The organism is Paenibacillus sp. UNC496MF, assembly GCF_900113915.1.
GTDB classification, from domain to species: domain Bacteria; phylum Bacillota; class Bacilli; order Paenibacillales; family Paenibacillaceae; genus Paenibacillus_Z; species Paenibacillus_Z artemisiicola.
Window position 1 is genome coordinate 975,829 of sequence record NZ_FORE01000004.1, and the last position, 20,420, is coordinate 996,248.

Annotated in this window: 23 protein-coding genes; 14 read left to right on the forward strand and 9 right to left on the reverse strand. The window is 61.7% G+C overall.

The genetic code is table 11. From position 1 onward, the window contains the following. The first annotated feature begins 15 nt into the window (after positions 1 to 15). A complete protein-coding gene (locus BMZ79_RS04350) occupies positions 16 to 1,323 on the forward strand; it encodes an ABC transporter substrate-binding protein (protein ID WP_090636856.1) in 1,308 nt (435 codons plus the stop codon). Here BMZ79_RS04350 and BMZ79_RS04355 read toward each other — a convergent pair. After that, entirely contained in the window at positions 1,313 to 1,687 is a 375-nt protein-coding gene (locus BMZ79_RS04355) for a VOC family protein (RefSeq protein ID WP_090636858.1), read from the reverse strand. The two genes, BMZ79_RS04350 and BMZ79_RS04355, sit on opposite strands and share 11 nt — an antisense overlap. Before the next feature lie 144 nt (positions 1,688 to 1,831). Here BMZ79_RS04355 and BMZ79_RS04360 point away from each other — a divergent pair, with 144 nt between their 5' ends. From BMZ79_RS04360 to BMZ79_RS04380, 5 genes are all read left to right on the forward strand, one after another. Then, positions 1,832 to 2,047 (forward strand): sigma factor, encoded by a 216-nt coding sequence (locus BMZ79_RS04360; protein WP_090636860.1) that lies wholly within the window; start codon positions 1,832 to 1,834, stop codon positions 2,045 to 2,047. 84 nt (positions 2,048 to 2,131) lie between these two features. Beyond that, the gene (locus BMZ79_RS04365) at positions 2,132 to 2,566 is read left to right on the forward strand and encodes a VOC family protein (protein WP_090636861.1); all 435 of its coding nucleotides are present in this window, start codon (positions 2,132 to 2,134) and stop codon (positions 2,564 to 2,566) included. Between the two features lie 219 nt (positions 2,567 to 2,785). After that, positions 2,786 to 3,343, forward strand: a complete 558-nt coding sequence (locus BMZ79_RS04370) for a thiol-disulfide oxidoreductase DCC family protein (protein WP_090636863.1) — start codon at positions 2,786 to 2,788, stop codon at positions 3,341 to 3,343. A gap of 494 nt (positions 3,344 to 3,837) precedes the next feature. Then, the gene (locus BMZ79_RS04375) at positions 3,838 to 5,559 is read left to right on the forward strand and encodes an ABC transporter ATP-binding protein (protein ID WP_256252542.1); all 1,722 of its coding nucleotides are present in this window, start codon (positions 3,838 to 3,840) and stop codon (positions 5,557 to 5,559) included. Beyond that, positions 5,556 to 7,349 carry an ABC transporter ATP-binding protein gene (locus tag BMZ79_RS04380; RefSeq protein WP_090636867.1) on the forward strand — a complete coding sequence of 598 codons (1,794 nt, stop codon included), beginning with the start codon at positions 5,556 to 5,558 and terminating at the stop codon, positions 7,347 to 7,349. The genes BMZ79_RS04375 and BMZ79_RS04380 overlap by 4 nt, the downstream gene beginning before the upstream one ends. Before the next feature lie 239 nt (positions 7,350 to 7,588). Here BMZ79_RS04380 and BMZ79_RS04390 read toward each other — a convergent pair whose 3' ends face one another. From BMZ79_RS04390 to BMZ79_RS04405, 4 genes are all read right to left on the reverse strand, one after another. Beyond that, positions 7,589 to 8,221, reverse strand: a complete 633-nt coding sequence (locus BMZ79_RS04390) for a succinate dehydrogenase cytochrome b558 subunit (protein WP_090636871.1) — start codon at positions 8,219 to 8,221, stop codon at positions 7,589 to 7,591. Positions 8,222 to 8,232: 11 nt separating this feature from the next. Beyond that, complete coding sequence (gene sigJ, locus BMZ79_RS04395) at positions 8,233 to 9,150, reverse strand: RNA polymerase sigma factor SigJ (protein ID WP_090636873.1); 918 nt, start codon at positions 9,148 to 9,150, stop codon at positions 8,233 to 8,235. A gap of 33 nt (positions 9,151 to 9,183) precedes the next feature. Further along, positions 9,184 to 10,368, reverse strand: coding sequence for an NAD(P)/FAD-dependent oxidoreductase (locus BMZ79_RS04400; RefSeq protein WP_090636875.1), 1,185 nt, complete (start codon positions 10,366 to 10,368; stop codon positions 9,184 to 9,186). 117 nt (positions 10,369 to 10,485) lie between these two features. Further along, positions 10,486 to 10,818, reverse strand: coding sequence for an FMN-dependent NADH-azoreductase (locus BMZ79_RS04405; RefSeq protein ID WP_090636877.1), 333 nt, complete (start codon positions 10,816 to 10,818; stop codon positions 10,486 to 10,488). A gap of 751 nt (positions 10,819 to 11,569) precedes the next feature. On the opposite strand from BMZ79_RS04405, the gene BMZ79_RS04415 reads away from it, so the two are divergent. Together BMZ79_RS04415 and BMZ79_RS34145 are read left to right on the forward strand one after the other, a co-directional pair. Further along, positions 11,570 to 12,598 carry an NADH:flavin oxidoreductase/NADH oxidase gene (locus tag BMZ79_RS04415; protein ID WP_090636880.1) on the forward strand — a complete coding sequence of 343 codons (1,029 nt, stop codon included), beginning with the start codon at positions 11,570 to 11,572 and terminating at the stop codon, positions 12,596 to 12,598. A gap of 60 nt (positions 12,599 to 12,658) precedes the next feature. Further along, entirely contained in the window at positions 12,659 to 12,802 is a 144-nt protein-coding gene (locus BMZ79_RS34145) for a putative quinol monooxygenase (protein WP_177222006.1), read from the forward strand. A 152-nt stretch (positions 12,803 to 12,954) separates the two neighbouring features. Here the strand turns inward: BMZ79_RS34145 and BMZ79_RS04420 are convergent, their stop codons facing one another. Then, the gene (locus BMZ79_RS04420; RefSeq protein WP_090636882.1) at positions 12,955 to 13,500 is read right to left on the reverse strand and encodes a TetR/AcrR family transcriptional regulator; all 546 of its coding nucleotides are present in this window, start codon (positions 13,498 to 13,500) and stop codon (positions 12,955 to 12,957) included. A 183-nt stretch (positions 13,501 to 13,683) separates the two neighbouring features. Between BMZ79_RS04420 and BMZ79_RS04425 the strand changes: the two genes are divergently transcribed. Both BMZ79_RS04425 and BMZ79_RS04430 read left to right on the forward strand, forming a co-directional pair. Beyond that, positions 13,684 to 14,484 (forward strand): SDR family oxidoreductase, encoded by an 801-nt coding sequence (locus BMZ79_RS04425; RefSeq protein WP_218154648.1) that lies wholly within the window; start codon positions 13,684 to 13,686, stop codon positions 14,482 to 14,484. Positions 14,485 to 14,731: 247 nt separating this feature from the next. After that, positions 14,732 to 15,370: a class I SAM-dependent methyltransferase gene (locus BMZ79_RS04430; RefSeq protein WP_090636883.1), complete on the forward strand. Its 639-nt coding sequence runs from the start codon at positions 14,732 to 14,734 to the stop codon at positions 15,368 to 15,370. 44 nt (positions 15,371 to 15,414) lie between these two features. Here the strand turns inward: BMZ79_RS04430 and BMZ79_RS04435 are convergent, their stop codons facing one another. Next, on the reverse strand, positions 15,415 to 16,050 hold the full coding sequence (locus BMZ79_RS04435) for an SDR family NAD(P)-dependent oxidoreductase (protein ID WP_256252544.1): 636 nt from the start codon (positions 16,048 to 16,050) through the stop codon (positions 15,415 to 15,417). Between BMZ79_RS04435 and BMZ79_RS34995 the strand changes: the two genes are divergently transcribed. From BMZ79_RS34995 to BMZ79_RS04445, 3 genes are all read left to right on the forward strand, one after another. After that, entirely contained in the window at positions 15,946 to 16,368 is a 423-nt protein-coding gene (locus BMZ79_RS34995; RefSeq protein ID WP_256252545.1) for a MerR family transcriptional regulator, read from the forward strand. The two genes, BMZ79_RS04435 and BMZ79_RS34995, sit on opposite strands and share 105 nt — an antisense overlap. Positions 16,369 to 16,488: 120 nt before the next feature. Next, positions 16,489 to 16,914 carry an NUDIX hydrolase gene (locus tag BMZ79_RS04440; RefSeq protein WP_090636885.1) on the forward strand — a complete coding sequence of 142 codons (426 nt, stop codon included), beginning with the start codon at positions 16,489 to 16,491 and terminating at the stop codon, positions 16,912 to 16,914. Between the two features lie 143 nt (positions 16,915 to 17,057). Beyond that, entirely contained in the window at positions 17,058 to 17,360 is a 303-nt protein-coding gene (locus BMZ79_RS04445) for an EthD family reductase (RefSeq protein WP_090636887.1), read from the forward strand. 248 nt (positions 17,361 to 17,608) lie between these two features. Here the strand turns inward: BMZ79_RS04445 and BMZ79_RS04450 are convergent, their stop codons facing one another. Both BMZ79_RS04450 and blaOXA read right to left on the reverse strand, forming a co-directional pair. Further along, on the reverse strand, positions 17,609 to 17,917 hold the full coding sequence (locus BMZ79_RS04450; RefSeq protein WP_256252546.1) for a hypothetical protein: 309 nt from the start codon (positions 17,915 to 17,917) through the stop codon (positions 17,609 to 17,611). Between the two features lie 29 nt (positions 17,918 to 17,946). After that, on the reverse strand, positions 17,947 to 18,750 hold the full coding sequence (gene blaOXA, locus BMZ79_RS04455; RefSeq protein WP_256252547.1) for a class D beta-lactamase: 804 nt from the start codon (positions 18,748 to 18,750) through the stop codon (positions 17,947 to 17,949). A gap of 147 nt (positions 18,751 to 18,897) precedes the next feature. On the opposite strand from blaOXA, the gene BMZ79_RS04460 reads away from it, so the two are divergent. After that, a complete protein-coding gene (locus BMZ79_RS04460) occupies positions 18,898 to 20,280 on the forward strand; it encodes an aminotransferase-like domain-containing protein (RefSeq protein WP_090636893.1) in 1,383 nt (460 codons plus the stop codon). The last annotated feature ends 140 nt before the right edge of the window (positions 20,281 to 20,420 follow it).

The window sequence follows — 20,420 nt, forward strand, 5'->3', positions numbered from 1 at the left end:
GGGAGGAATGAACGCATGAACAAATGGCTGATCCTATGCGCGGCCGGTCTGCTGGCCATGGCCGCGACCGGCTGCGCCTCCGGAGACGAAGGGTCCGAACCCGCAGCCGGCAGCGAGCAAGGCACCGCGAAGGGGAAGACCGCGCTGAAGCTGGCGATTCAGAAGCAGAGCGACTATTACGCGGCGCTGGAGAAAGGGTTCGAAGCGAAATATCCGGCGATCGACGTGCAAATCAAAGCCTACGGCCAGGAATACCAAAAAACGGCCAACACGGAGCTGTTGGCCGGGAAAGGCGCGGATCTCTACGAGATCGACAGTCTGCCGATCCGGGATTACCAGGACAAAAAAACGTTCGTGAATCTGGATGACCGGCTGGCGCAGGAGAAGGAGCTCGATCGCGACGATCTGGAAACGAACATCCTGCAGGCGGTCAAGCTGGACGGCGGCACCTATGCCGTTCCCGCCGGATTTTCCTTGCGGGCGTTCATCGGCGACGGCGACGCGCTGCAGACTCAAAGTTACGACGAACGGAAGTGGACTTGGACCGATTTCGCGGCGTTCGCGCGGCAGGCGATCGAACGGGAGCAAGCAAGCGGCAAGGAACGCCGGTACGCCATGACCGATTATACGCCGGACATGCTGCTGCAAGAAATGTTCATCGACAATTACCCGGCCTTCGTGGATCCCGCTGCCCGCAAAGCGAGCTTCGACGGACCGGAATTCACGGCGATGATGAAGCAGATCAAGCAGATGTACGACGATCGCGTCATGAGCGCGGATCCGGCGGCGTCCGGCAAGCAATTGTTCTACTCGGCGGTCCTGCAATCGCCGGCCGACTTCATTAACGGGCCTTACGCGCTGTTCGCCAATCCCGTGCTGGTACAGAAGCCGCATGCGGCGGGCCAGCCGGACGGCATGCGGATCATCCCGCAGGGCCAGCTCGCCGTCAACGCCAAATCGCCGGTCCAAGACAAGGCATGGGCGTTCATCGCGTACGCCTTGTCCAAGGAAGCGCAATCGCTGCCGGCCAGACCGGGCATGTCGCTGCTCAAATCGGTGAACGCGGCGCAGCTCGACGAGCTGCGGCGGCAGGCGAAGGCCGGGACGTACAAGCTGCCCGGCGGGAAGGCCGTCGACGTCCCGGACGAGCGATTCGCGCAGTACGCGCAGCTGATGGACACGGCGACGAATTACGCCCTGCCGGACAGCCAACTGATGAACATCGTCAGCGAAGAAGCGATCACCTACTTCGGCGGGCAAAAGTCCGCGGAAGAAGCGGCGAAGCTGATTCAGAACCGGGTGACGACCTATCTTAACGAATAAGCGCCTCGCCGAAGTAGAGCGTATGGCCCTGGTCGTCCTCGATCACGAATTCCCTCGTGCCCCATGCGGTCTCTTGCACGTCCCGCGCCAGGCGCACGCCCCGGGCTTTCAGCGACGCAGCCAGGGACGCGGCATCGTCCGTCGCGAAGTAGAGATGGAAGTGCTCGCCCTCGCGCGTGTAAGCGATGGACGGGTCCGGCTCATCGACCAGCTTGAGGTGGAACTCCTGGTTGCCGGCACGAATGCCGGCATAGAAGTCCCCGTGCCGGAAGGCCAGCTCCATGCCGGCCCGAGCCGTGTAGAAGCGGATGGATGCCTCGAGATCCGTCGTGCGCAGCTGTGTGGTAATGCCGGTTACGCGCATTGTTTTTTCCTCCTATCGGACGGCGAATCGCCGCCGGGATTTGTCCGTCTTCATGACACCATCATCATACCATCGAAGCCGCATCGATTGCGGCTTTTTGCATGCCTGAAAGGAAAATTTTGTCCGACTCCGAATTAGTACCGTATGCGAACGGAAAACAAAGGCCCGCTTGACGGGCTGGATGCGATGAGACTGCCGCTGCTGCGGTATTGCCGGCGGTTGACGGGATGCGGCTGGGACGCGGAGGACCTCGCGCAGGACGCGATTCTTAGGCTGCTCGGCGTGTTCGCGAATCGGCCGGCGCAGGAAGTAAGCTTCCGGTATGCGTGCCGGACCGCCGTATCGGCTTTCGGCGCGTAAATGTTTTCGGTCGGGCTGTATGGGTTGGGATTCCCGGATCGTTTAGTAAGGGGACGGACAGTAACCCTTGAGGAGGAAATGGAAATGGCGAACAAGGCATTGTTGAAACGGATCGAATGCGCGTATTTGCCGGTCAAGGACGTGGCCGCGTCGGCGGCGTGGTACGAGCGCGTGCTCGGCTTGAAGCTCCGCTCCCCGATCGAACCTGGCCGCGGGGCGATTATGATCATGGACAGCGGCCAATGGTTGTTCCTGCTGCCCTGCGGCGAAGGCCATCCGCTGCGCTTCGAGACGACCGGCTGGACGGAGGACGGCTCGCCGTTCGAGATGTTTCCGATCTGCTTCGAAACGGACGATATCCGGGGCATGTACGAAGCGTTGCGGCAGGCTGGCGCCTGGATGGAGGAGACGGTCCGCGACGAAGGAAGCTGCGGCTTGCAGCTGAACTTCAAGGATCCGGACGGCAACAAGTTTCAGGTGTGGCAGCTGCCGGTCGCGGCCGGCGTTCCAACGCCGTAATTCGACAATGGAAGACGAGGCTGCCGAGTCGGCAGCCGTTCTTTCGCGGGCGAGAGCGTCGGTCAGCGAGATGCCCCCGCGGATCGGTTGACCGTTCGATGCGTGACTAAGGGTACTACCGGGCGTAGTACCCTTATTCGGCATGCGGCTAAGAAAGTAGGCACTGAGCAGCCTCCGGCCTACGGCGTACAATGGCGCTATAGGGAGGAGGGGACAGCCATGAACAAGAAGATATCCGCGTCGGACGCGGACGCCATCATCCTTCTGATCGACGGGGAATGTCCGCTCTGCCATTGGCTGGCGCGCTTCGTCGTCAAGCGCGATGCCGCGGGACGGTTTCGGTTCGCCGCGCTCGATTCGGCCGCGGGGAGACGGTTATTGGCGGAAGCCGGACGTCATGCCGCCGATGGGAATACAGACGAAGGGCATGCAGCCGAAAAACGCGCAGCCGCCACGAATGGCGGCCGTTCGATGGCATCCGAGCCGAATCGACGCGGCCGCGCCGCCGCCGGGCCGGCAGACTCCTTCGTCATGATCGCGAACGGGCGCTGCGACGTCAAATCCGGCGCGGCGCTTCGCGTTCTGCGCGAGCTCGACGGGCCGTGGCCGCTGCTGTACGTCGCAATCCTGATTCCCGCGTTCATCCGCGACCGCGCGTACGATTTCGTCGCGCGCCGTCGCTATCGCTGGTTTGGCCGGGACGGGCTTGGCTGCGCGCTGCCCGATTCGAATCTGCGCGGCAGGCTGATCGAAGACGGGGAGGGGGACCAGCCATGAGCAGGCGCGGCGGTAGGCGTCGCGCGCCAGCTCGGGCAGAAAGGCTGGCCCGACACGGCCATTCCGGCTCAGGATCGCGCGTGGCCGTCTTTCGCAGGCTGGTTGTAGGAGAAGCCGAGCCCAACATCCAGATTCTGGTTGACGCTGTTCGAAAGCCCGTGATATAGTGTCCTTATTCCAGATCCCGAACGAAGGATCGAGCAAAGGAGGTCTTCCCAATGGCAAACCCTATCGCCGCGATTCCAACCAACCGCATAGGCTTGAAACCATTGGCTGACCCTGCCGTGCGTATGCATTGATTCCCCTGTATACCTCGCTCCAGGCGGTTGCGCCTGGAGCTTTTTATTGTTTTCTCCAGGTCCCCGCCTGCACGGCCACGGTTCAGCCGCGACTGCCAACGACAGAAAGGGGTTCTCCGCATCATGCCGCAAAACCGAACGCGCATGCCGAAACCGTCAAAACCTTCAATGCCGCCAATGCCGCCAAAACCATCCATGACCTGGCTTTTCCGCTACTTGCGGCCCGTCAAATGGCGGATGCTCGCGCTGCTGCTCCTGCTGCTCGCGACGACCGCGCTGCAGCTCGTGAATCCGCAAATCGTCCAACGGTTCATCGACCGGGCGACCGGCTCGGGGAGCGTCTCCGGCCTGCTGTCGCTGGCGGGACTGTATCTCGTCGTCGCCGTATGCAACCAACTGTTCACGGTCTCGGTCGACTACCTGGGGAACGACGTCTCCTGGCGGGCGACCAACCGAATTCGCGCCGACCTGCTCAAGCACGTCTTGCGGCTCGACATGCGATTCCATAACGTCAAGTCGCCGGGCGAGATGATCGAACGCATCGACGGCGACGTGACCCACATGTCGAACTTCTTCGCCATGTTCATCGCCAAAATCGTGGGCAGCTTCGTCCTGCTCGCGGGCATACTCGGCTACATGTACGTCTACAATTGGCCGATCGCCGCGACGATGACGGTCTTTACCGTCCTGTCCGTCGGCGTCATGTTCCGCCTCCGCGACATCGGCGTAAGCGCCTCCCAAACGGAGCGTCAAGCGAACGCCGCCCTGTACGGCCTGATCGAGGAGCGGATCGCGGGCATCGAGGACGTGCAGGCGAACGGCGGCGTGCCGCGGCTCATGAACCGCTATCACCGCGCGATGCGCGCGGTCTTCCTCGCCGGCCGCAAGGCTTGGATGCGCCGCGTGCTGCCGTGGAACGTCACGGTCGTCTTGTTCACGATCGCCGTGACCGTGGTGCTGATGCTGAGCGTTCGCATGTATGTGCAGGGGCAGATCACGCTCGGCATGCTGTTCCTCTTCTTCCAGTACACGCAAATGCTGAACGATCCGATCGAGCAGCTCGGCGATCAGCTGCAGGAATTCCAGAAAGCGAAGTCCGGCATGCGCCGCGCCCAAGAGCTGCTCGCGCTGCGAAGCGAGATCGCGGAAGGCGGGCAGGACGACCTGCCGCAAGGCCCGCTGTCCGTAGCGTTCGAGCACGTGAGCTTCGGCTACAACGCGGACCAGCGGATCCTGCACGACATCACCTTTCGCTTGAAGCCGGGCGAACGGCTCGGCCTCATCGGACGGACCGGGAGCGGCAAGTCGAGCATCAGCCGGCTGCTGCTCCGGCTGTATAACTTGGACGGCGGCGTCATCCGGGTCGGCGGCACGGATATCCGCGACTTGAAGCTGGCGTCGCTCTATCGCAGAGTCGGCATGGTCACGCAGGACGTGCAGCTGTTCGACGGCACCCTTCGCGACAACCTGACGTTGTTCAACCCGCAGCTCGCGGACGACGCGATTCTCGAGACGACCGAGCGGCTCGGGCTTCGTCCGTGGATCGAGGCGATGCCGGGCGGGCTGGACGCGCGCCTCGCCGCCGGCGGCGCTTCGCTCTCCGCGGGGGAGGCGCAGCTGTTCGCGCTGACGCGGGTGTTCCTGACTCAGCCGAGCCTGGTCATCCTCGACGAGCCGTCCTCGCGGCTGGACGCCGCGACGGAGGCGATTCTGCAGAAGGCCGTGGACCAGCTGCTGGAGCGGTGCACGGGCATCGTGATCGCCCACCGGCTGGCTACGCTCGACCGCGTCGACAAGATCATGGTGCTGCGCCAGGGCCGCATCGTCGAGTTCGGCGCGCGCTCGAGCTTGGCGCAAGATCCGGCATCGGAATACGCCCGGCTGCTGAGAGCCGACCGACAGGAGGAATTGGCATGACCGTCACGCAATTCGTGGTGCGATTGTTTTGCTATAACCCCATGCTCTATGTGATCAACGGCTTGTTGTGGGGCATTTTCCACGCGATGCCCGTCGGCATCGGACTCGGGATGAAATGGTTCTTCGACCGCACGACGACCCAGTCCCACGACTATCTCTGGCTCGCGATCCCGCTTATCGTCGTCGCGTTGATCCGCTTCTCCCGCGTCGGCATGTTTTTCGCCGCTTTCTACGAGTGGGTGACGTACATCTATCACCTGCAGGCCATCCTGCGCCGCAACATGCTGGCCGGCATCATGCGCTGGCCCGGACGCAACCTGCCGACCTCGCCCGGGGACGCGATGACCCGGTTCCGGGAAGACGTGGACGAAGTCGTCGAATACGTCGAATCCTGGGTCGACTTCTGGGGCCGCTTGATCTACGCGACGGCCTGCATCGTGATCATGACCCGCATCAATTGGCAGATCACGCTGGTCGCCATTCTCCCGCTCGTCGTCGTCACGCTGCTCAACAATCTGTCCGGCAACCGGGCGCGGCGGTATTCGCGGTTGAACCGGGAAGCGACCGGCCGAATTACGGGCTTCATCGCGGAGACGTTCGGCGCCGTGCAGGCGGTAAAGCTCGGACGGGCGGAGGACCACGTGCTGAACCGGTTCCTCGAGCTGAACGAGAGCCGGCGGAAGGCGGCCCTGCGGGACAATCTGTTCAAGCAATGGATGCGCTCGATGAACCAGCACGTGCTCACCGTCTGCACCGGCGTTATCCTGCTGATGTGCGCCGCGGAGATGAAGGCGGGCCGCTTTACCGTCGGGGATTTCGCGCTCTTCACGTCCTATCTGACCACGTTCTCGTTCAGCGTCTCGCTGTTCGGCTACATGGTCTTCCAGCACAAACGTCTGCGCGTGGCGCTCGACCGGATGCGGAGGCTGTTCCGCCCCGGCGAGGAGGATCGCGTCATCGAGCATAGCCCGATCCACCTGTACGCGGATCCCCCGGAGGTGGAAGATCCGGCCGTGAACGAAGGCGACCGCTTGCAGCGTCTGGAGGTTCAAGGGCTGACCTACACGTATCCGAATTCGGACAACGGCATCCGCGACGTCGGCTTCCGCCTGGAACGCGGCAAATTCCTCGTCGTCACCGGCCGGATCGGCTCGGGCAAATCGACGCTCGTCCGCACGCTCCTCGGCCTGCTGCCGAAGTCGGAAGGCAGCATCCGGTGGAACGGCCGGCTGATCGAGGATCCGGCCGCGTTCCTCAAGCCGCCCCGGACGTCGTATACGCCGCAAGTGCCGCGGCTGTTCAGCGATACGCTGGGCGAGAACATCACGCAGGGCGCTCCCGTCCCGCCGGAAGCGCTGGAACGCGCCATTCGGCTGGCCGTCATGGAGCAGGACCTCCGCACGCTGGAGAACGGGCTCGAGACGTTCGTCGGTCCCCGCGGCGTCATGCTCTCCGGCGGACAGATCCAGCGAGCCGCCACCGCCCGGATGCTCCTGACGCAATCGGACGTCTTTCTCTTCGACGACCTGTCGAGCGCGCTCGACGTCGAGACGGAGAAACTCCTGTGGGAGCGGCTGTTCAAGGAACGGGACGTGACCTGCATCGCGGTGTCCCATCGCCGGGCGGCGCTGGCGCGCGCCGATCACATCCTCGTGCTGAAGGACGGACGGATCGAAGCCGAAGGCACGCTGGCCGAGCTGCTCGCGACGAGCGCGGAGATGCGGCTGCTGTGGCAAGGCGAGGAAACGAAAGCGGACGCCGAGGAAGAAGAAGCCGAGCAGCCGGCATGAGGCGGCTGTTCGAATCGCCCGCGCGGGGCACGGCCCCTGCAATCGAACAGAGGCAGCCGAACGTTATCGTCGGCTGCCTCTGTTCATTGCGGCGGGAAACCAGTCCTGTCGCCGTCATCAACGCTAACATCATCGCTTGCATTACCGCTAGCATTTCGGCTAGCATTTCGGCTAGCATTACCGCTAGCATTTCGGACTCGATGATGAATGCCGACCTATCCTCTATTCCTTCTAAATGATTATAGAAATTCGTCTCCGCGGAACGCGGCAAGCGAGCCGATGAACAGCGCGGACAAGAGGACGAACACGCCCATGCACAGGTAGGACGAGACGCGTTGGGCGCGCGGCGAGATCGTGATGCCCCAGCTGATGAGGAACGCCCATAGGCCGTTGCTGAAGTGAAACACGGCGCACAACGCGCCGACGATGTAGAGGACGAAGAAGACGGGATTCGACACGATCTCGTGCAGCCTGGCGCCCAATTCTTCATGCGTCACGTTGCCCAAGTAGACTTGCAGCCGAATCTGAAAGAAATGCCAAAACACGAAAATGAACGTCAGGACGCCGGTGATCCGCTGCAGCACGAAGGCCCGATTGCGTCCGTACGCATATTGCCCCGCGTTCAGATTCGACTGGTACGCCATATAGAGCCCGTAAATCCCGTGGAATAATATCGGGAGGTAGATGCCGATGATTTCAAGCGCGGCCACGAAAGGCAGGCTGTTGATGACCTGCACGGCCCTCGCGAACCCTTCCGGCCCGCGCTCGAAGGACTGAAAGTTGGCCGTGGCGTGCACGAATAGGAAGCCGCCGAGCGGGATGACGCCCAGCAGGGAATGAAGTTTGCGCCAATGGTACGAGTGGTTTGCCATTTTGGATGCCCTCATTTCGATGTCTGTTGTCCGGTCGATCCGGTTCCTGCCGCGAACGGCGGCGGAGAAGCGAAGAGCCTCAGTTTATCCGGATTGCGGACGATATAAATGCCGCGGACCGAAGAGCCTTCGGCATGCAGCAGCACGACGGAGTCGACGCGCGCCCCCGAATAGACGACGATCCCGGTCTGGCCGTTCACGCCGCCGAATTCGAACCGAATGCCGTCCTCGAGGCGAAGCGACTTCCGGTAGTAACCGATCAGGAATTTGGAGACGGCGTCGCGCGCGGCGATCGGGTGAGCGGCGGCGAAGACGTTGCCGCCGCCGTCCGAGACGAGCACGACGTCGTCGGCCAGCATGGAGACGACCGTCTCCGTGTTGTCCCGCTCGAGCGCCGCGACGAATTGTCGGATCCAAGCCGCCTTGGCGGGTTCGGCGACGACCGGCTGCTCCTCGCCGAGCGCCATTTTCCTCTTCGCGCGGCTGTACAGCTTGCGGCAATTGACCTCGCTTTTGCCGATGATTTCGGCGATGCCGGCGTACTCGATGGCGAGCGCCTCGCGCAGCACGAACACCGCCCGCTCGGCGGGGGAGAGCTTCTCCAGCAGGACGAGCGTCGCATAGGAGAGCAGCTCGTCTTGCAGGATAAAATCGAGCGGCTCGTCCTCCGAGGTAGGGACGGGTTCGGGAAGCCATTCCCCGAAATACCGCTCCCGCCGTCTGCGCGCGAATTTGTACAGGTCGCGGCAACGATTGACGACCATTTTGCATAAATACGCCTTCGGATCGTCGGCCGCGCTCGCCTGGTTCGCGCCGCAGACCTTCAGAAACACGTCCTGCACCGCGTCTTCCGCGTCGGACCACGAGCCGGTCATCTGGTAAGCCAGCGTCAGCAGCAGTCCGTTATAGGTCTTGAACAGTTCCTCCATGTGAGCCAACTCCGTTTCCGGTCATGCCGTCCATCATTTGGCAAGCATGCTTGCCATTTCCCGCGTATAGGTTTTGATTTTCCAGCCCAATTTACCCGTAATCACCAGATCGAGTCCCCATTTGTTCACCCAGGTCAGGCCCTTGTCGGGACCCAGCCCGATGCAGAACGTCTTCATATAGCTCTCGTGCACCGGCGCTTGGCGGCCTTCGAGATCCGCCAGCAGCACTTTGGCGAGTCTGGCCGCTTGGGGGATCGCTTCCTTGCACGTCATGCCGTCGGCTTGCCCGCCCAGGGCGACGATTCGGGCGCAGTCGCCGATGGCGTAGACGCCCGGCAAATCTTTGACCCGGTAGCTCGCATCCACGATCGCGGCGCCTTCCGCCGTGAGCGGCAAGCCGAGCGCGCGCAGCATCGGATTGGGCTCCAGCCCGAGCGTCCAGATGCAGAGGCCGACGCGGCGCTCGTCGCCGCCCTTCAGCGTTAAGACGCCGTCGATCTCCTTGACGACGCGTTTCTCGTGCAGAACGTCGACCCCCAGCTCCCGGAGGTAGTGCTCCAGCTTCTGCCCGACCTTGGCGGGGCCGTCGAGGAACAGCCGCCAATGCGCGTTGTACAGTTCGACGGAGACGTCCCGCGGATCGAGACCGAGCCGCTCCGCATCCTTGCGGCCATGATGCGCCAACTCCGCCGCGGTCTCCATGCCGCTGATGCCCGCGCCCGCGATCGCGACGCGCATCAGGCGCGCGCGTTCGTCCGGGTCGGTTTCCGCCTTGGCCCGCTCCAAATTGGCCAGCCACGCGTTTCGAATCCGCCTCGCGTGCGCCAGCGAAGCGAGCGCGATGCCGCCCTGCGCGGGGGCCGGCTCGCGGACGACGCTGCCCGCCGCGACGACGAGCAGGTCGTAATCGATCTCCAGCTCCGCGCCCGAGGCGTCCCGATACGCAAGCTTCCGTTCCGCGGAACGAATCCGCGCGACGGTTCCCTGCACCAATTCCACCCCGTCGGGGAAGAGCGCGGTCAAGGGGACGCGAATGTCCTCGTCGGCGACGACCGGCCGAAACAGCAGCACTTTGCGCAGATGATATTGGTTTCGGTCGATGAGGACGAGACGGAGGGGATGGCTGCCCGACTGATCCCCGAACAGCTTGCGAATTTCCTTTACGGCATGAATGCCCGCGTATCCGGCGCCGATGACGACGCAAGTTTTCGTATTCATGTTCGCCCATCCTTTCTGCTTCTTTGCTAACAAGACGAGATAGCGGCGCATGCTGTGACGCCGACGGGGCGGCCAACGCGAAAAATCCCCTCGAGGGGATCTTCCGCGCTGGCCGCGTTACCATTCCGGGGCAAGCTTGACGGCCCGTTCCATCGCCGTCCGGACGATCGCTTGCGCGCGCTCGGGGCGATGCTCATGGCCTTCCACGTACAGCGCTTGGACGTCGTGAATCCCGATGATGCCGAGCACCATGTTCAGATAGGAATGGCTGTGGTCCATGACCGCCGTCGGCCCCGCGGAGTAAACCCCGCCGCTCGATTGGATATGCTGCGCTTTTTTATCGCGCAGCAGGCCTACCGGTCCGCCTTCCGCGTAACGGAACGTCCTGCCGACGATGACGAAGGCGTCGATAAACGCCTTGAGCCGGGGCGGAAGGCCCCAATTCCACATCGGGGAGACGAACGGGATGCCGCGGCGGCCGCCGCGCTGGCGCTGAACTGGCCGTCCGGCGCCTACAACGTCGTGGATGGCGATCCCGCGCCCGGCAAGGCGTGGCTGCGGGCGTACGCGGAGTGCCTCGGCGCGCCGGCACCGATAACGGAGACGGGCAGCGCGAGAGGCGAGCGCGGCGCGACGAACGCCAAAGCGCTGCGCCATGGCTGGAAGCCCAAGTTCGCCTCGTGGCGCGAAGGATTTCGTTGCACGCTGCGCGGGGAATCCGAAGCGAACGGTCAACGTAGAACATCGGGCTCAAATCGAAATCGTCACGTGTTGGACGTGACGCGTTCATCGTGCTGCTGCCGCAAAAGGAGGATCCGAAGCGAAACGGATCGTCCTTTTCGTCTTGTCGCGGAGGAACGCATACGCAGCGCATGGGCAGCCGAGCCATGGGATTTATAAATATCGTTATGGCGACCGCGCGGTTTTATAATTTGTTTAAACCGGCAAACAGGCATAGAATACGGACTATACGTCATCCAAGGCGCGCGCCGCAAGGAGGTACACGATGCCGGTTCAGCGAAGAATCGCTGGCGGACCGCGATAGTTAACGCAATTAATTCATGTCATTAATTATCGTCTTGGACCTGCCCTACTTGCCCATTTTTTGCATGCGCATCCCCCGCAGCGGCTAGCCATACTAACTACGAACCTCATTGCGACTGCCGAAGGGCAGCTGAAAGCATAAAGGAGCTCATGATCCATGAACCATTTGTTCAACGATTTTCATTTAAAAGGCATGGACTTGAAAAACCGCGTCGTCATGCCGCCGATGTGCCAATACGCCGTCACGGCCGAAGACGGAATCGCGAACGAGTGGCATTATGTGCACTACGTCAGCCGCGCGATCGGCGGCGCGGGTCTCGTCATCATCGAAATGACGGACATCGAGCCGGACGGCCGGATCACGAATTTCGACTTGGGCCTCTGGTCCGACGAGCACGTCGAGCCGCTTAAGCGGATCGTCGATGCCTGCCATCAATACGGCGCCAAAGTGGGCATTCAAATCGCGCACGCGGGCCGCAAAGCGGAAGACGCGGAGACGCCCGTCGCGCCGTCCGCGATTCCGTACGACGAGAAATCCAAAGTACCGCGGGAGCTCACGATCGACGAGACGAAGGCCTTGGTCGAGAAATTCCGCAAGGCCGCCGAACGCGCCGTCAAAGCCGGCATGGACACGATCGAGCTCCACGCCGCGCACGGTTATTTGATTCACGAGTTTCAATCCCCGTACACGAACAAACGAACGGACGCGTACGGCCGGGACAAGACGTTGTTCGGCCGCGAAGTGATTCAAGCCGTGAAGAGCGTCATGCCGGACGATATGCCGCTTATCATGCGCATTACGGCGCATGAATACGTAGAAGGCGGCTACGGCATCGAGGATAGCATCGCCTTCTCGAAGACGTACCGGGATGCCGGCGTGGACATGTTCCACGTAAGCTCCGGCGGCGAAGGCCCGATTCTGGCGCACGGCAGGCCGGGCACGCACGTCGCGTACCAAGTGCCGATGGCCAGAGCGATCAAGAACGCCCTGAACGTTCCGGTCATCGCCGTCGGCCGGTTGGACGAGCCGTCGCTCGCGAATGCCGTCATCGGCAACGAAGACGCGGATCTCGTGGGCGTCGGCCGCGGGATGCTGCGCAATCCGTATTGGACGCTCGAAGCGGCCGCCAAACTGGGCAAAGAAACGACGATCCCGGGCGTGTACGGCATCGGGTTCAAAGTTTGAACCGGTAACGGGGCGGCAGCCGGTCATCAGCCTTTTACGAAGCGGGGGATCTGCGCGGTTTTGAAGGCGAAGCCCGGCGGCGCATCCGTACTGCGCGAGGCGCTCGGGCAGGTGCTCGCGTTTTCGCGCGCCGAAGCGGGCAACGTCGCCTATACGCTCCATGAATCCGTGGAACGCGTACCGGTACCGGCTGAAGGGCTATGAAGCTTGAGCCGATAAGCACGACAACCCCATCGCCGAAAGGGCGATGGGGTTGTTCACGTTGCAGGCGGGTGCCGCCTTCACGGTTTCCTCGGGCGATGCCGGGCGTTAGCAAGCCGGGAGCCTGGATCGGAAGATTCATGATGGACCGCGGACTAGAGGTTTCGGTCCAACAGCAAGCCGAGCTGCTTCGCCACCGCGCCGACCGGTTCCGACAGCCCGCCGGCCAGCCACGATTCGACGAGCCCGACGATCGCCGTGCCGAGAAAACGCAGTACGATCTCCTTGCTCAATCCCTCGTTGACGCCTTGCGCGACATCCACGTAATGCTCCAGCCGCCGGGTCACATAGTCCAAGAACCGGCTGCGGAACGAAGCGGCTTCCCGGCTCCGCAGCATCGCGGCGAAAAACGCTTTATTCCGCTCGAAGTAACCGAACCAGGCGAGACTGCCTTCGGCAAAGCTCGCTTTCTCCGCCGCTTCGCAAATGATCCTTAGGGCCTCGATATGTTCCATCACGAGCCGGTCCAGCAGGTCATACTTATCCTGATAGTGAAGATAAATCGTCCTCCGTCCGACGTTGGCCTTGTCCGAAATATCTTGCATCGTGATGTGCTCGAATTGCTTATCGGCCATCAACGCGACGAGCGCGGTCTTGATGGCCTCCCGCGATTTCGCGACTCTTCGGTCGACGCTTGCCATCGTTTCCCTCCTGCCGGTTGCCCACTCCGCGCAATGTGACGCGGTTTGCGCATTAATGCTCCGTTCCTCTGCATCTGATCCTTGAAGCGTCCCCGTATCCGACTATAATCATACACAGATGCGCAATACGACATCCACATGCATACGCTGCGGCCACGGCTGCTTAAGAAAGGAAGGATTCGAATGGATCTGGGACTGCACGGAAAAAACGCGATCGTCACGGGGGCGAGCGCCGGGATCGGACTGGCCTGCTCGAAAGCCCTGTATGAAGAAGGGGTCTCCGTCGTGATGGTGGCGCGGGATCGGGATCGCCTGCGGGAGGCCGCGGATGCGATACGTTCGGCTCGGCCGGCGGGAGGAGCGGCGCGCCTCGTTCCGGTCCCGGGCGACATGACGAAGCCGGAAACCGCGCGGCTGGCGGTCCATGCGGCGATCGAGGCGTTCGGACGCGTCGATATCTTGATCAATAACGCGGGGAACGCGCATTTCGGCCCGTTCTTCGAGCTGCCGGACGAAGCGTTCTGGGAAACGTGGCAGCTGAAGCTGCTCGGCTACATGCGAATGGTGAAGGAGGCGGCGCCGCACATGATCCGGCAGCGGGATGGACGCATCGTGAACATCGTCGGCATCGCCGGACGGACGCCGAGCCCCGGCTACCTGCCCGGCAGCACCTCGAACGCGGCCTTGTTGAATTTCACGAAAGGCATCTCCGGCGAGCTGGCCGCTTCCAATGTCCGGATCAACGCGATTTCGCCCGGAGCCACGGAGACCGAGCGGGCGGTAAGGTTCACCCGGCAGCAAGCGGACGAGAAGGGCATCGGCGTCGAGGCGCAAAAGGCGGCCATGAGCGCGGCCATTCCGCTCAAACGCCTGGTCGACCCGGCCGAAATCGCGGCCATGGCGCTGCTGCTCGTCTCCGACCGGGTGCCGTCCGTCACGGGCTCGGAATTCATCGTCGACGGCGGTCAATCGCCCGGCGTCTGACGGGTGACGCTCGTTTCCTGCGGCGCGAACCGGCGTGCCGCCGTAGAAAGGAATGAAGGCGCCGAAGCGGGCACCTTCGAAGCATCCAAACAAACAGGCTAGCCCCTTTAGGCCGGCTGTTTGTTGGGCCGTGTCGCGGCTTGATGATGGCCGGGATAGCGTGTATAGTTACAGGCACACGCGTCGGGCGCCGGAACGGCCAACGTGCCAACGAAATCATCATCAAGGTTGCAAAGGGGATTGAAGGATGACCGAATTTTGGGAAGCGAGCTTTATCGAACATCAGACGATGTGGGGCTTCGAGCACGCCGACTCGGCCGTTCTGGCCAAGGACTTCTTCCTGGAACGAAACGCGAAGGAAATCTTGATACCGGGCATCGGCTACGGCAGAAACGCGAACATCTTCCTCGCTAACGGCATTGAAGTCACCGGGATCGAAATCTCGCATACCGCGATCGATCTGGCGCGTGAGCACGGGCTGAACATTCCGATTTTTCATGGCTCGGTGGCCGAGATGCCGTTTGAGCCCAAACAATACGACGGGATCTTTTCGTATGCCCTGATCCATTTGTTGAACCGAGAAGAACGGGCGAAGTTCATTCAAGACTGCTTCGATCAATTAAAGCCGAACGGCTCTATGCTGTTCGTGACGATCTCCAAAGCGGCGCCCATGTTCGGCAAGGGGATCCCGCTCGGCAAGGACTATTTCGAAATCAGGGAAGGGGTCAAGATGTTCTTTTACGACGCCGATTCCATACGCGAAGAATTCGGAAGCTATGGACTGATCGGGATGGCGGACGTCATCGAGCCGCATAAGAACGCGGAAGCCAAACCGCCGTTCCCGTTCACCTTGATTACCTGTCAAAAAAGTTCGTCGACACGGTAGCGGTTGCTAGGTCAAGCTCGCCCGGCAGAGCTTGAACCGCCGCGTCAAAAAGGCATGCCTCCGCGGGGCATGCCTTTTGACGCGCTTCGGACGGACGCGTTTGGGATCAAGCTTGATAATCGGCGTTCATCGTGACGTCTTTCCATTCTTCCATGGTTTGCAGGAGCGCCGTATATTTGCCCCTCACGGTATGGTACGCTTCGGCGCCGAGCAGCAATCGCAGCGGCGGCGCCTCGGACTCCGCGACTTGAAGGATGGCTTGCGGGTTCGCTGCCGTGGTTGGCTCCGCTGACGAATGGCGCGATGAGCGCCTCGTACTCCCTGATGGCGGAGGCAGTCTTCGCGGCCGAGCGGCCGGACCAATCCGTGCGGAAATTGCCGGGCTCGATCAGCGTCACGCGGATTCCAAACGGCGCCGCCTCCTTGGCCAAGCTTTCCGAGATGCCTTCGACCGCGTATTTCGTCGCGTCATAATACCCCACGCCCGGGAACGAGGCCAAGCCGCCAATGGACGAAATATTGATGATATGGCCGGAGCGTTGGCCGCGCAAATAAGGCAGGACGGCGTTCGTCGTATGCATGAGCCCCCAGAAATTCACGTCGAACAACTTCCGGGTCTCGTCCTCGGCGGCTTCTTCGATCGAGCTGAAATAGCCGATGCCGGCGTTGTTGACAAGCACGTCGATCCGGCCGGCAACCGGGATTTTAAGAAGAGCGATTTCGAATGGCTCGGCGTCATCGCCTGCTTGAAGAACAGCGGCATGCCCGTCAAGCAGATCCGGCAATATATCGAATGGGGCATGGAAGGCGACGATACGCTGAAGCAGCGTCTCGGCGTGTTCGAAACCCACCGCAACGCGGTGCTGGAGAAAATCGCGGAACTGCAAGGGTATATGAACAAAATCGATGATAAGATTCGGTACTACAAGACCGCCATCGCGCATGGCACAACGGCCGTGCATGCCGAAACGGACTGCGTATTCACCGAGGCGCCGTAACAACAGCGGCGCAGCGGCTGCGTCAGGCAGGATGCGACTGCGACGAATTGAAGATGATAAGCGCAAATTGGAAGCCGGCCCCTCGCCGGTTTCCTTTACGAAAGAAGGGAGAGGAAAGGAATGGCTCCGAAGCATATCGTATCCGCGGCAACGATCGTCTTAAACGGGCATGGGGAGATCCTGTTGATCAAAGGACCGAAGCGAGGCTGGGAAATGCCGGGAGGACAGGTCGAGGAAGGCGAATCGTTAAGAGACGCGGCGATCCGGGAAATCTCGGAAGAAAGCGGGATCGAGATCGAAATCACAAAGTTTTGCGGCGTTTTCCAGAATGTAAGCGCTTGTATCTGTAATATGCTGTTCCTGGGAAGGCCTGTCGGAGGCGATTTAACGAGGACGCCCGAGTCGTTGGAGGTTGGATTTTTTCCGATCGAGACCGCCCTGCGCATGGTCGAATGGGGGAATTTCAAGCAGCGAATCGAGCTGTGTTTGAACGAAGAACGTCATCCCTTTTATGTCGAATTCTCCATTCCGCTGAGGGATTGCTAGCGCGACGTACTTCCCTTTCCGGCATCGCGGCGCATAGGCGCGGCCGAATCGGGACATCATGAAGCGAGGAATTCATGAACCGAATCCATCGTTCGCGGCTTCCGGCCGCATTGCATTGAACCGGCAAGAAAGGAAGCGGACCCATGGCCAAATTGATCGTCATCTACGAGAAACCCAAGGATGTCGAAGGCTTCGAAAAGCACTACTTCGGCATACATATGCCACTGGCCCGGAAATTCCCGAAACTGACCGGCGCGTCCGCGCTCCGCGTCGTGAGCGCCCAGAACACGGACCGGGAGCCGTATCTGGTCGTCGAGGCCGAATTCGGAAGCGCCGATGATCTCCGCGCGGCGCTGGCTAGCGCGGAAGGACAGGCGGTGACCGAAGACGTCGCCAATCTGATTCCTTTCCTGCATCGTCCGCCCGTCATCCTGATCGCGGAATGATCGGCCCCTCGCGAACCCCGGCTGCCAAACGCTTGTCCGCAGCAATCCTAAAAGACCGGCCCGTTCGATCCCCAAGGGGAGCAGCGGGCCGGTCTTTTGTCGATTTATGACTAGCCTTGTATGCTCGTCTGTCATCCGCGGATTGGACGGAAAGCGGCGATCGGACATGCGTGCGGCCGCCGAACTAACGACCTCGTCTCGCGCACAACAAAAGGAACCGGCTTCATCGGCGGTTCCGGCTGTCGATTTTACAGCACCCGCCGCAAATAGCGCATTGCCTCTACCAAGACCGCCGGCAATAGCAGCAAGCCGGCAAACCGCTTGCCGATGCCGCTTCGCCGCAGGCAGAGCAGAGCTTCGATCCCAATCATGGCCATTGTTGCGTACATGACCGTATCGATGACCGGCACGAGCAGCAGGTAAGCCGCGTACGCGCCGCCCGGCCGAATCGCGATCAGCAGGAGAGGCAAGGCGAGCAGCGGCCCGCCCAGCTTGACGTTGAACGGCCAGCCCTTCCGGTACGCCAACAGCTCGAACAGTCCGACTCCGGCGAACAATACCGCATAAATACTCGCATAGACGGCGTTCACGCGATGCCGGCGCGCTTCAAGGCTTCCAGCGTAATCGTCTTGGCGGCCGTTCCGCTGCCGTCCACGTTCGCGGCGAACACCCAGTCGTTCTTCCCGCGCTCGACGTAGCCCACGTACCAGCCGAGTCCCATGTCGGACAGGCGCGTGCCCGTCTTGCCGTGCACGGTGTAGTCGTCCTGATCGTTATCGATCATGATGCGCTTGACGGTCTTCATCGTCTGCTCCCGGAAAGGCAGCGTCTCCTCCACCAACGCTTCCATGAACTCGGCTTGCTCGGCCGCCGAGATCTTCAGCGAGCTGTCGAGCCAAAAGGTATCGATGCCGCCGCTGCTATCCATATTGCCGTAATCCATGCGCGTCAAGTAATCCTTCATCCGCCCGGCCCCGATGTCCCGGGCCATCGCCTGGTAGTACCAAATCGCGGATTCCCGCATGGCCGAAGCCAGCGAATGGTCCCGGTTCCACGCCTCGAACGGCCGCACGACGCCGTCCCACCGCTTCACGTCGTATTCGTCCCGCACCGCGCCCGTTTCGAGACCGATCAGCGCGTTCGGGACCTTGAACGAAGATTCCGGCGTGAAGCGTTGGACGCTGCGGCCGGGATTGCAGACGTAGACGCGATCCGTCTTCACGTTTTTGACGATCAACGTCCCCTGCACGTCATGGAATAACGATTCGCAGGGCAGCTTCGTTTCTTTCGGGGCGGCGTTCGCGGGACTGGCGGCGCTTCCGGTCGTGCCGGCGAACAACAGGGCGGCGAGCGCCCAAACGATTCGGTTCTTTTTCTTCCAGGTTTTCAAGTTGCATTCCTCCTCGGGCTTCTTCATAATGACGGTACGAATGGACGGGTGTCGACAACACCGAGTATAAAGGAACGCGCGGCCGGGCCGCATCGCCGTTTTCGGCGACTGTACCCGTACAGCCGGCGGGAAGGAGGGTATGCGAAGATGCTGTACGAAGCGATCGTGAACCGGTATCTGCAGGAGATGAAGAACGGGACGCGGCGTCCGGGGGACAAGCTGCCGTCCATCCGGGAAGCGGCGGAGACGTTCGGCTGCAGCCGGAATACGGTGATTCGGGCGTACGAGGAGCTTGCGAATCGGCATCGGATCTATTCCGTACCCCAGAGCGGCTACTATGTCGCGCACCGGAGCCCTGCGTGCGAAGGAGCCGGGGACGCGGCGGAGAATCAAGACGTCATTGATTTCGCATGGGCCGGACCGGACCGCCGCGCGATGCCGTTCCGAGACTTCCAGCATTGCATGAACGAGGCGATCGAGCGCTACCGGGAGAACATGTTCACCTATTCCGAAGAGCAAGGACTCGCTTCGCTGCGGCTGCAGCTGGCCCGGCATCTGCGCGATTTGCAGGTGTTCACGGTCCCCGAGCGCGTCTGCGTCGTGACCGGCTCGCAGCAGGCGCTGCATTTGCTGGTGTGGCTGCCGTTTCCGAACGGCAAGCGGAACATCGTCGTGGAACAACCGGTGCACGCCGGCATGATCGAATCGCTTCGCGGCTACGGGGGAGAGGTGCACGGCATCCCGTACGGGGAAGGCGGCATGGATCTCGACCGGCTGGAAGCGCTGTTCCGGGACGGGGACGTCAAGTGCTTCTATACCGTCTCGCGGTTCCATAATCCGACCGGGCACAGCCATACCAACGAGGCGCGCAAACGAATGGCGGAGCTCGCGCAGCGGTATGACGTGTATATCATCGAGGACGATTACATGGGCGATCTGGACGGCGATTCCAGAAACGATCCCATGTTCGCCTACGATGCGTCCGGCCGGGTCATTTACGTCAAAAGCTTCTCCAAAGTCATGCTTCCCGGCCTGCGCCTCGGGCTGGCCGTGCTGCCCGACGAGCTGCGAGAGCCTTTCCTGCGGGCGAAGGCCGCGGCCGACGTGCATTCGCCTCTGCTGACGCAAGGAGCGCTCGAGGTCTACCTCGAGAGCGGCATGTTCGCCGCCCACATTGGCCGGATGCGCGACATCTACCGTCGCAAAGCGGTGCTGCTGCGTGAAGCCTATCGCAAGCATTTGCCGCCGGGAACCGCATATACCGGATCGTCCTCCGGCTTCTATTCCACGATCAAGCTGCCGGCTCCGCTTCGCGCGCAGGCCGCGGCCGATCGCCTGCTGCGGCTCGGCGTGCGGGTCGATCCGGCGGAACGCATGTATTTGCCGGCGTTCCGGCAGGAGGATGTCTTTCGGCTGAGCGTCTCGCAGGTGGACGAAACGCTCATCGAGCCCGGCGTTCTACGGATCGGAGAGGGGATACGAGAACTGCTCCGCCAGCGGACGGAAGTGAGGTTCGTGGAACGGGGATAGGGGCGAATAGGCTGAATCCGCGAAAAATAAGGGATTCGGCTTTTTCGTTACCGGTTTAAATTGACAAGCCGAAGCGTTCGCTATATTATATGCTATAGCATGTACATGTGCCGATAATCAAACCGGCAACCAACGCGAGG

What these genes read in the sequence shown, in the direction of transcription:
- BMZ79_RS04350 (WP_090636856.1), top strand. Translation starts at nt 16, where the DNA reads ATGAACAAATGGCTGATCCTATGCGCGGCCGGTCTGCTGGCCATGGCC.
- BMZ79_RS04355 (WP_090636858.1), bottom strand. Translation starts at nt 1,687, where the DNA reads ATGCGCGTAACCGGCATTACCACACAGCTGCGCACGACGGATCTCGAG.
- BMZ79_RS04360 (WP_090636860.1), top strand. Translation starts at nt 1,832, where the DNA reads ATGCGAACGGAAAACAAAGGCCCGCTTGACGGGCTGGATGCGATGAGA.
- BMZ79_RS04365 (WP_090636861.1), top strand. Translation starts at nt 2,132, where the DNA reads ATGGCGAACAAGGCATTGTTGAAACGGATCGAATGCGCGTATTTGCCG.
- BMZ79_RS04370 (WP_090636863.1), top strand. Translation starts at nt 2,786, where the DNA reads ATGAACAAGAAGATATCCGCGTCGGACGCGGACGCCATCATCCTTCTG.
- BMZ79_RS04375 (WP_256252542.1), top strand. Translation starts at nt 3,838, where the DNA reads ATGACCTGGCTTTTCCGCTACTTGCGGCCCGTCAAATGGCGGATGCTC.
- BMZ79_RS04380 (WP_090636867.1), top strand. Translation starts at nt 5,556, where the DNA reads ATGACCGTCACGCAATTCGTGGTGCGATTGTTTTGCTATAACCCCATG.
- BMZ79_RS04390 (WP_090636871.1), bottom strand. Translation starts at nt 8,221, where the DNA reads ATGGCAAACCACTCGTACCATTGGCGCAAACTTCATTCCCTGCTGGGC.
- sigJ (WP_090636873.1), bottom strand. Translation starts at nt 9,150, where the DNA reads ATGGAGGAACTGTTCAAGACCTATAACGGACTGCTGCTGACGCTGGCT.
- BMZ79_RS04400 (WP_090636875.1), bottom strand. Translation starts at nt 10,368, where the DNA reads ATGAATACGAAAACTTGCGTCGTCATCGGCGCCGGATACGCGGGCATT.
- BMZ79_RS04405 (WP_090636877.1), bottom strand. Translation starts at nt 10,818, where the DNA reads ATGTGGAATTGGGGCCTTCCGCCCCGGCTCAAGGCGTTTATCGACGCC.
- BMZ79_RS04415 (WP_090636880.1), top strand. Translation starts at nt 11,570, where the DNA reads ATGAACCATTTGTTCAACGATTTTCATTTAAAAGGCATGGACTTGAAA.
- BMZ79_RS04420 (WP_090636882.1), bottom strand. Translation starts at nt 13,500, where the DNA reads ATGGCAAGCGTCGACCGAAGAGTCGCGAAATCGCGGGAGGCCATCAAG.
- BMZ79_RS04425 (WP_218154648.1), top strand. Translation starts at nt 13,684, where the DNA reads ATGGATCTGGGACTGCACGGAAAAAACGCGATCGTCACGGGGGCGAGC.
- BMZ79_RS04430 (WP_090636883.1), top strand. Translation starts at nt 14,732, where the DNA reads ATGACCGAATTTTGGGAAGCGAGCTTTATCGAACATCAGACGATGTGG.
- BMZ79_RS34995 (WP_256252545.1), top strand. Translation starts at nt 15,946, where the DNA reads ATGCATGAGCCCCCAGAAATTCACGTCGAACAACTTCCGGGTCTCGTC.
- BMZ79_RS04440 (WP_090636885.1), top strand. Translation starts at nt 16,489, where the DNA reads ATGGCTCCGAAGCATATCGTATCCGCGGCAACGATCGTCTTAAACGGG.
- BMZ79_RS04445 (WP_090636887.1), top strand. Translation starts at nt 17,058, where the DNA reads ATGGCCAAATTGATCGTCATCTACGAGAAACCCAAGGATGTCGAAGGC.
- BMZ79_RS04460 (WP_090636893.1), top strand. Translation starts at nt 18,898, where the DNA reads ATGCTGTACGAAGCGATCGTGAACCGGTATCTGCAGGAGATGAAGAAC.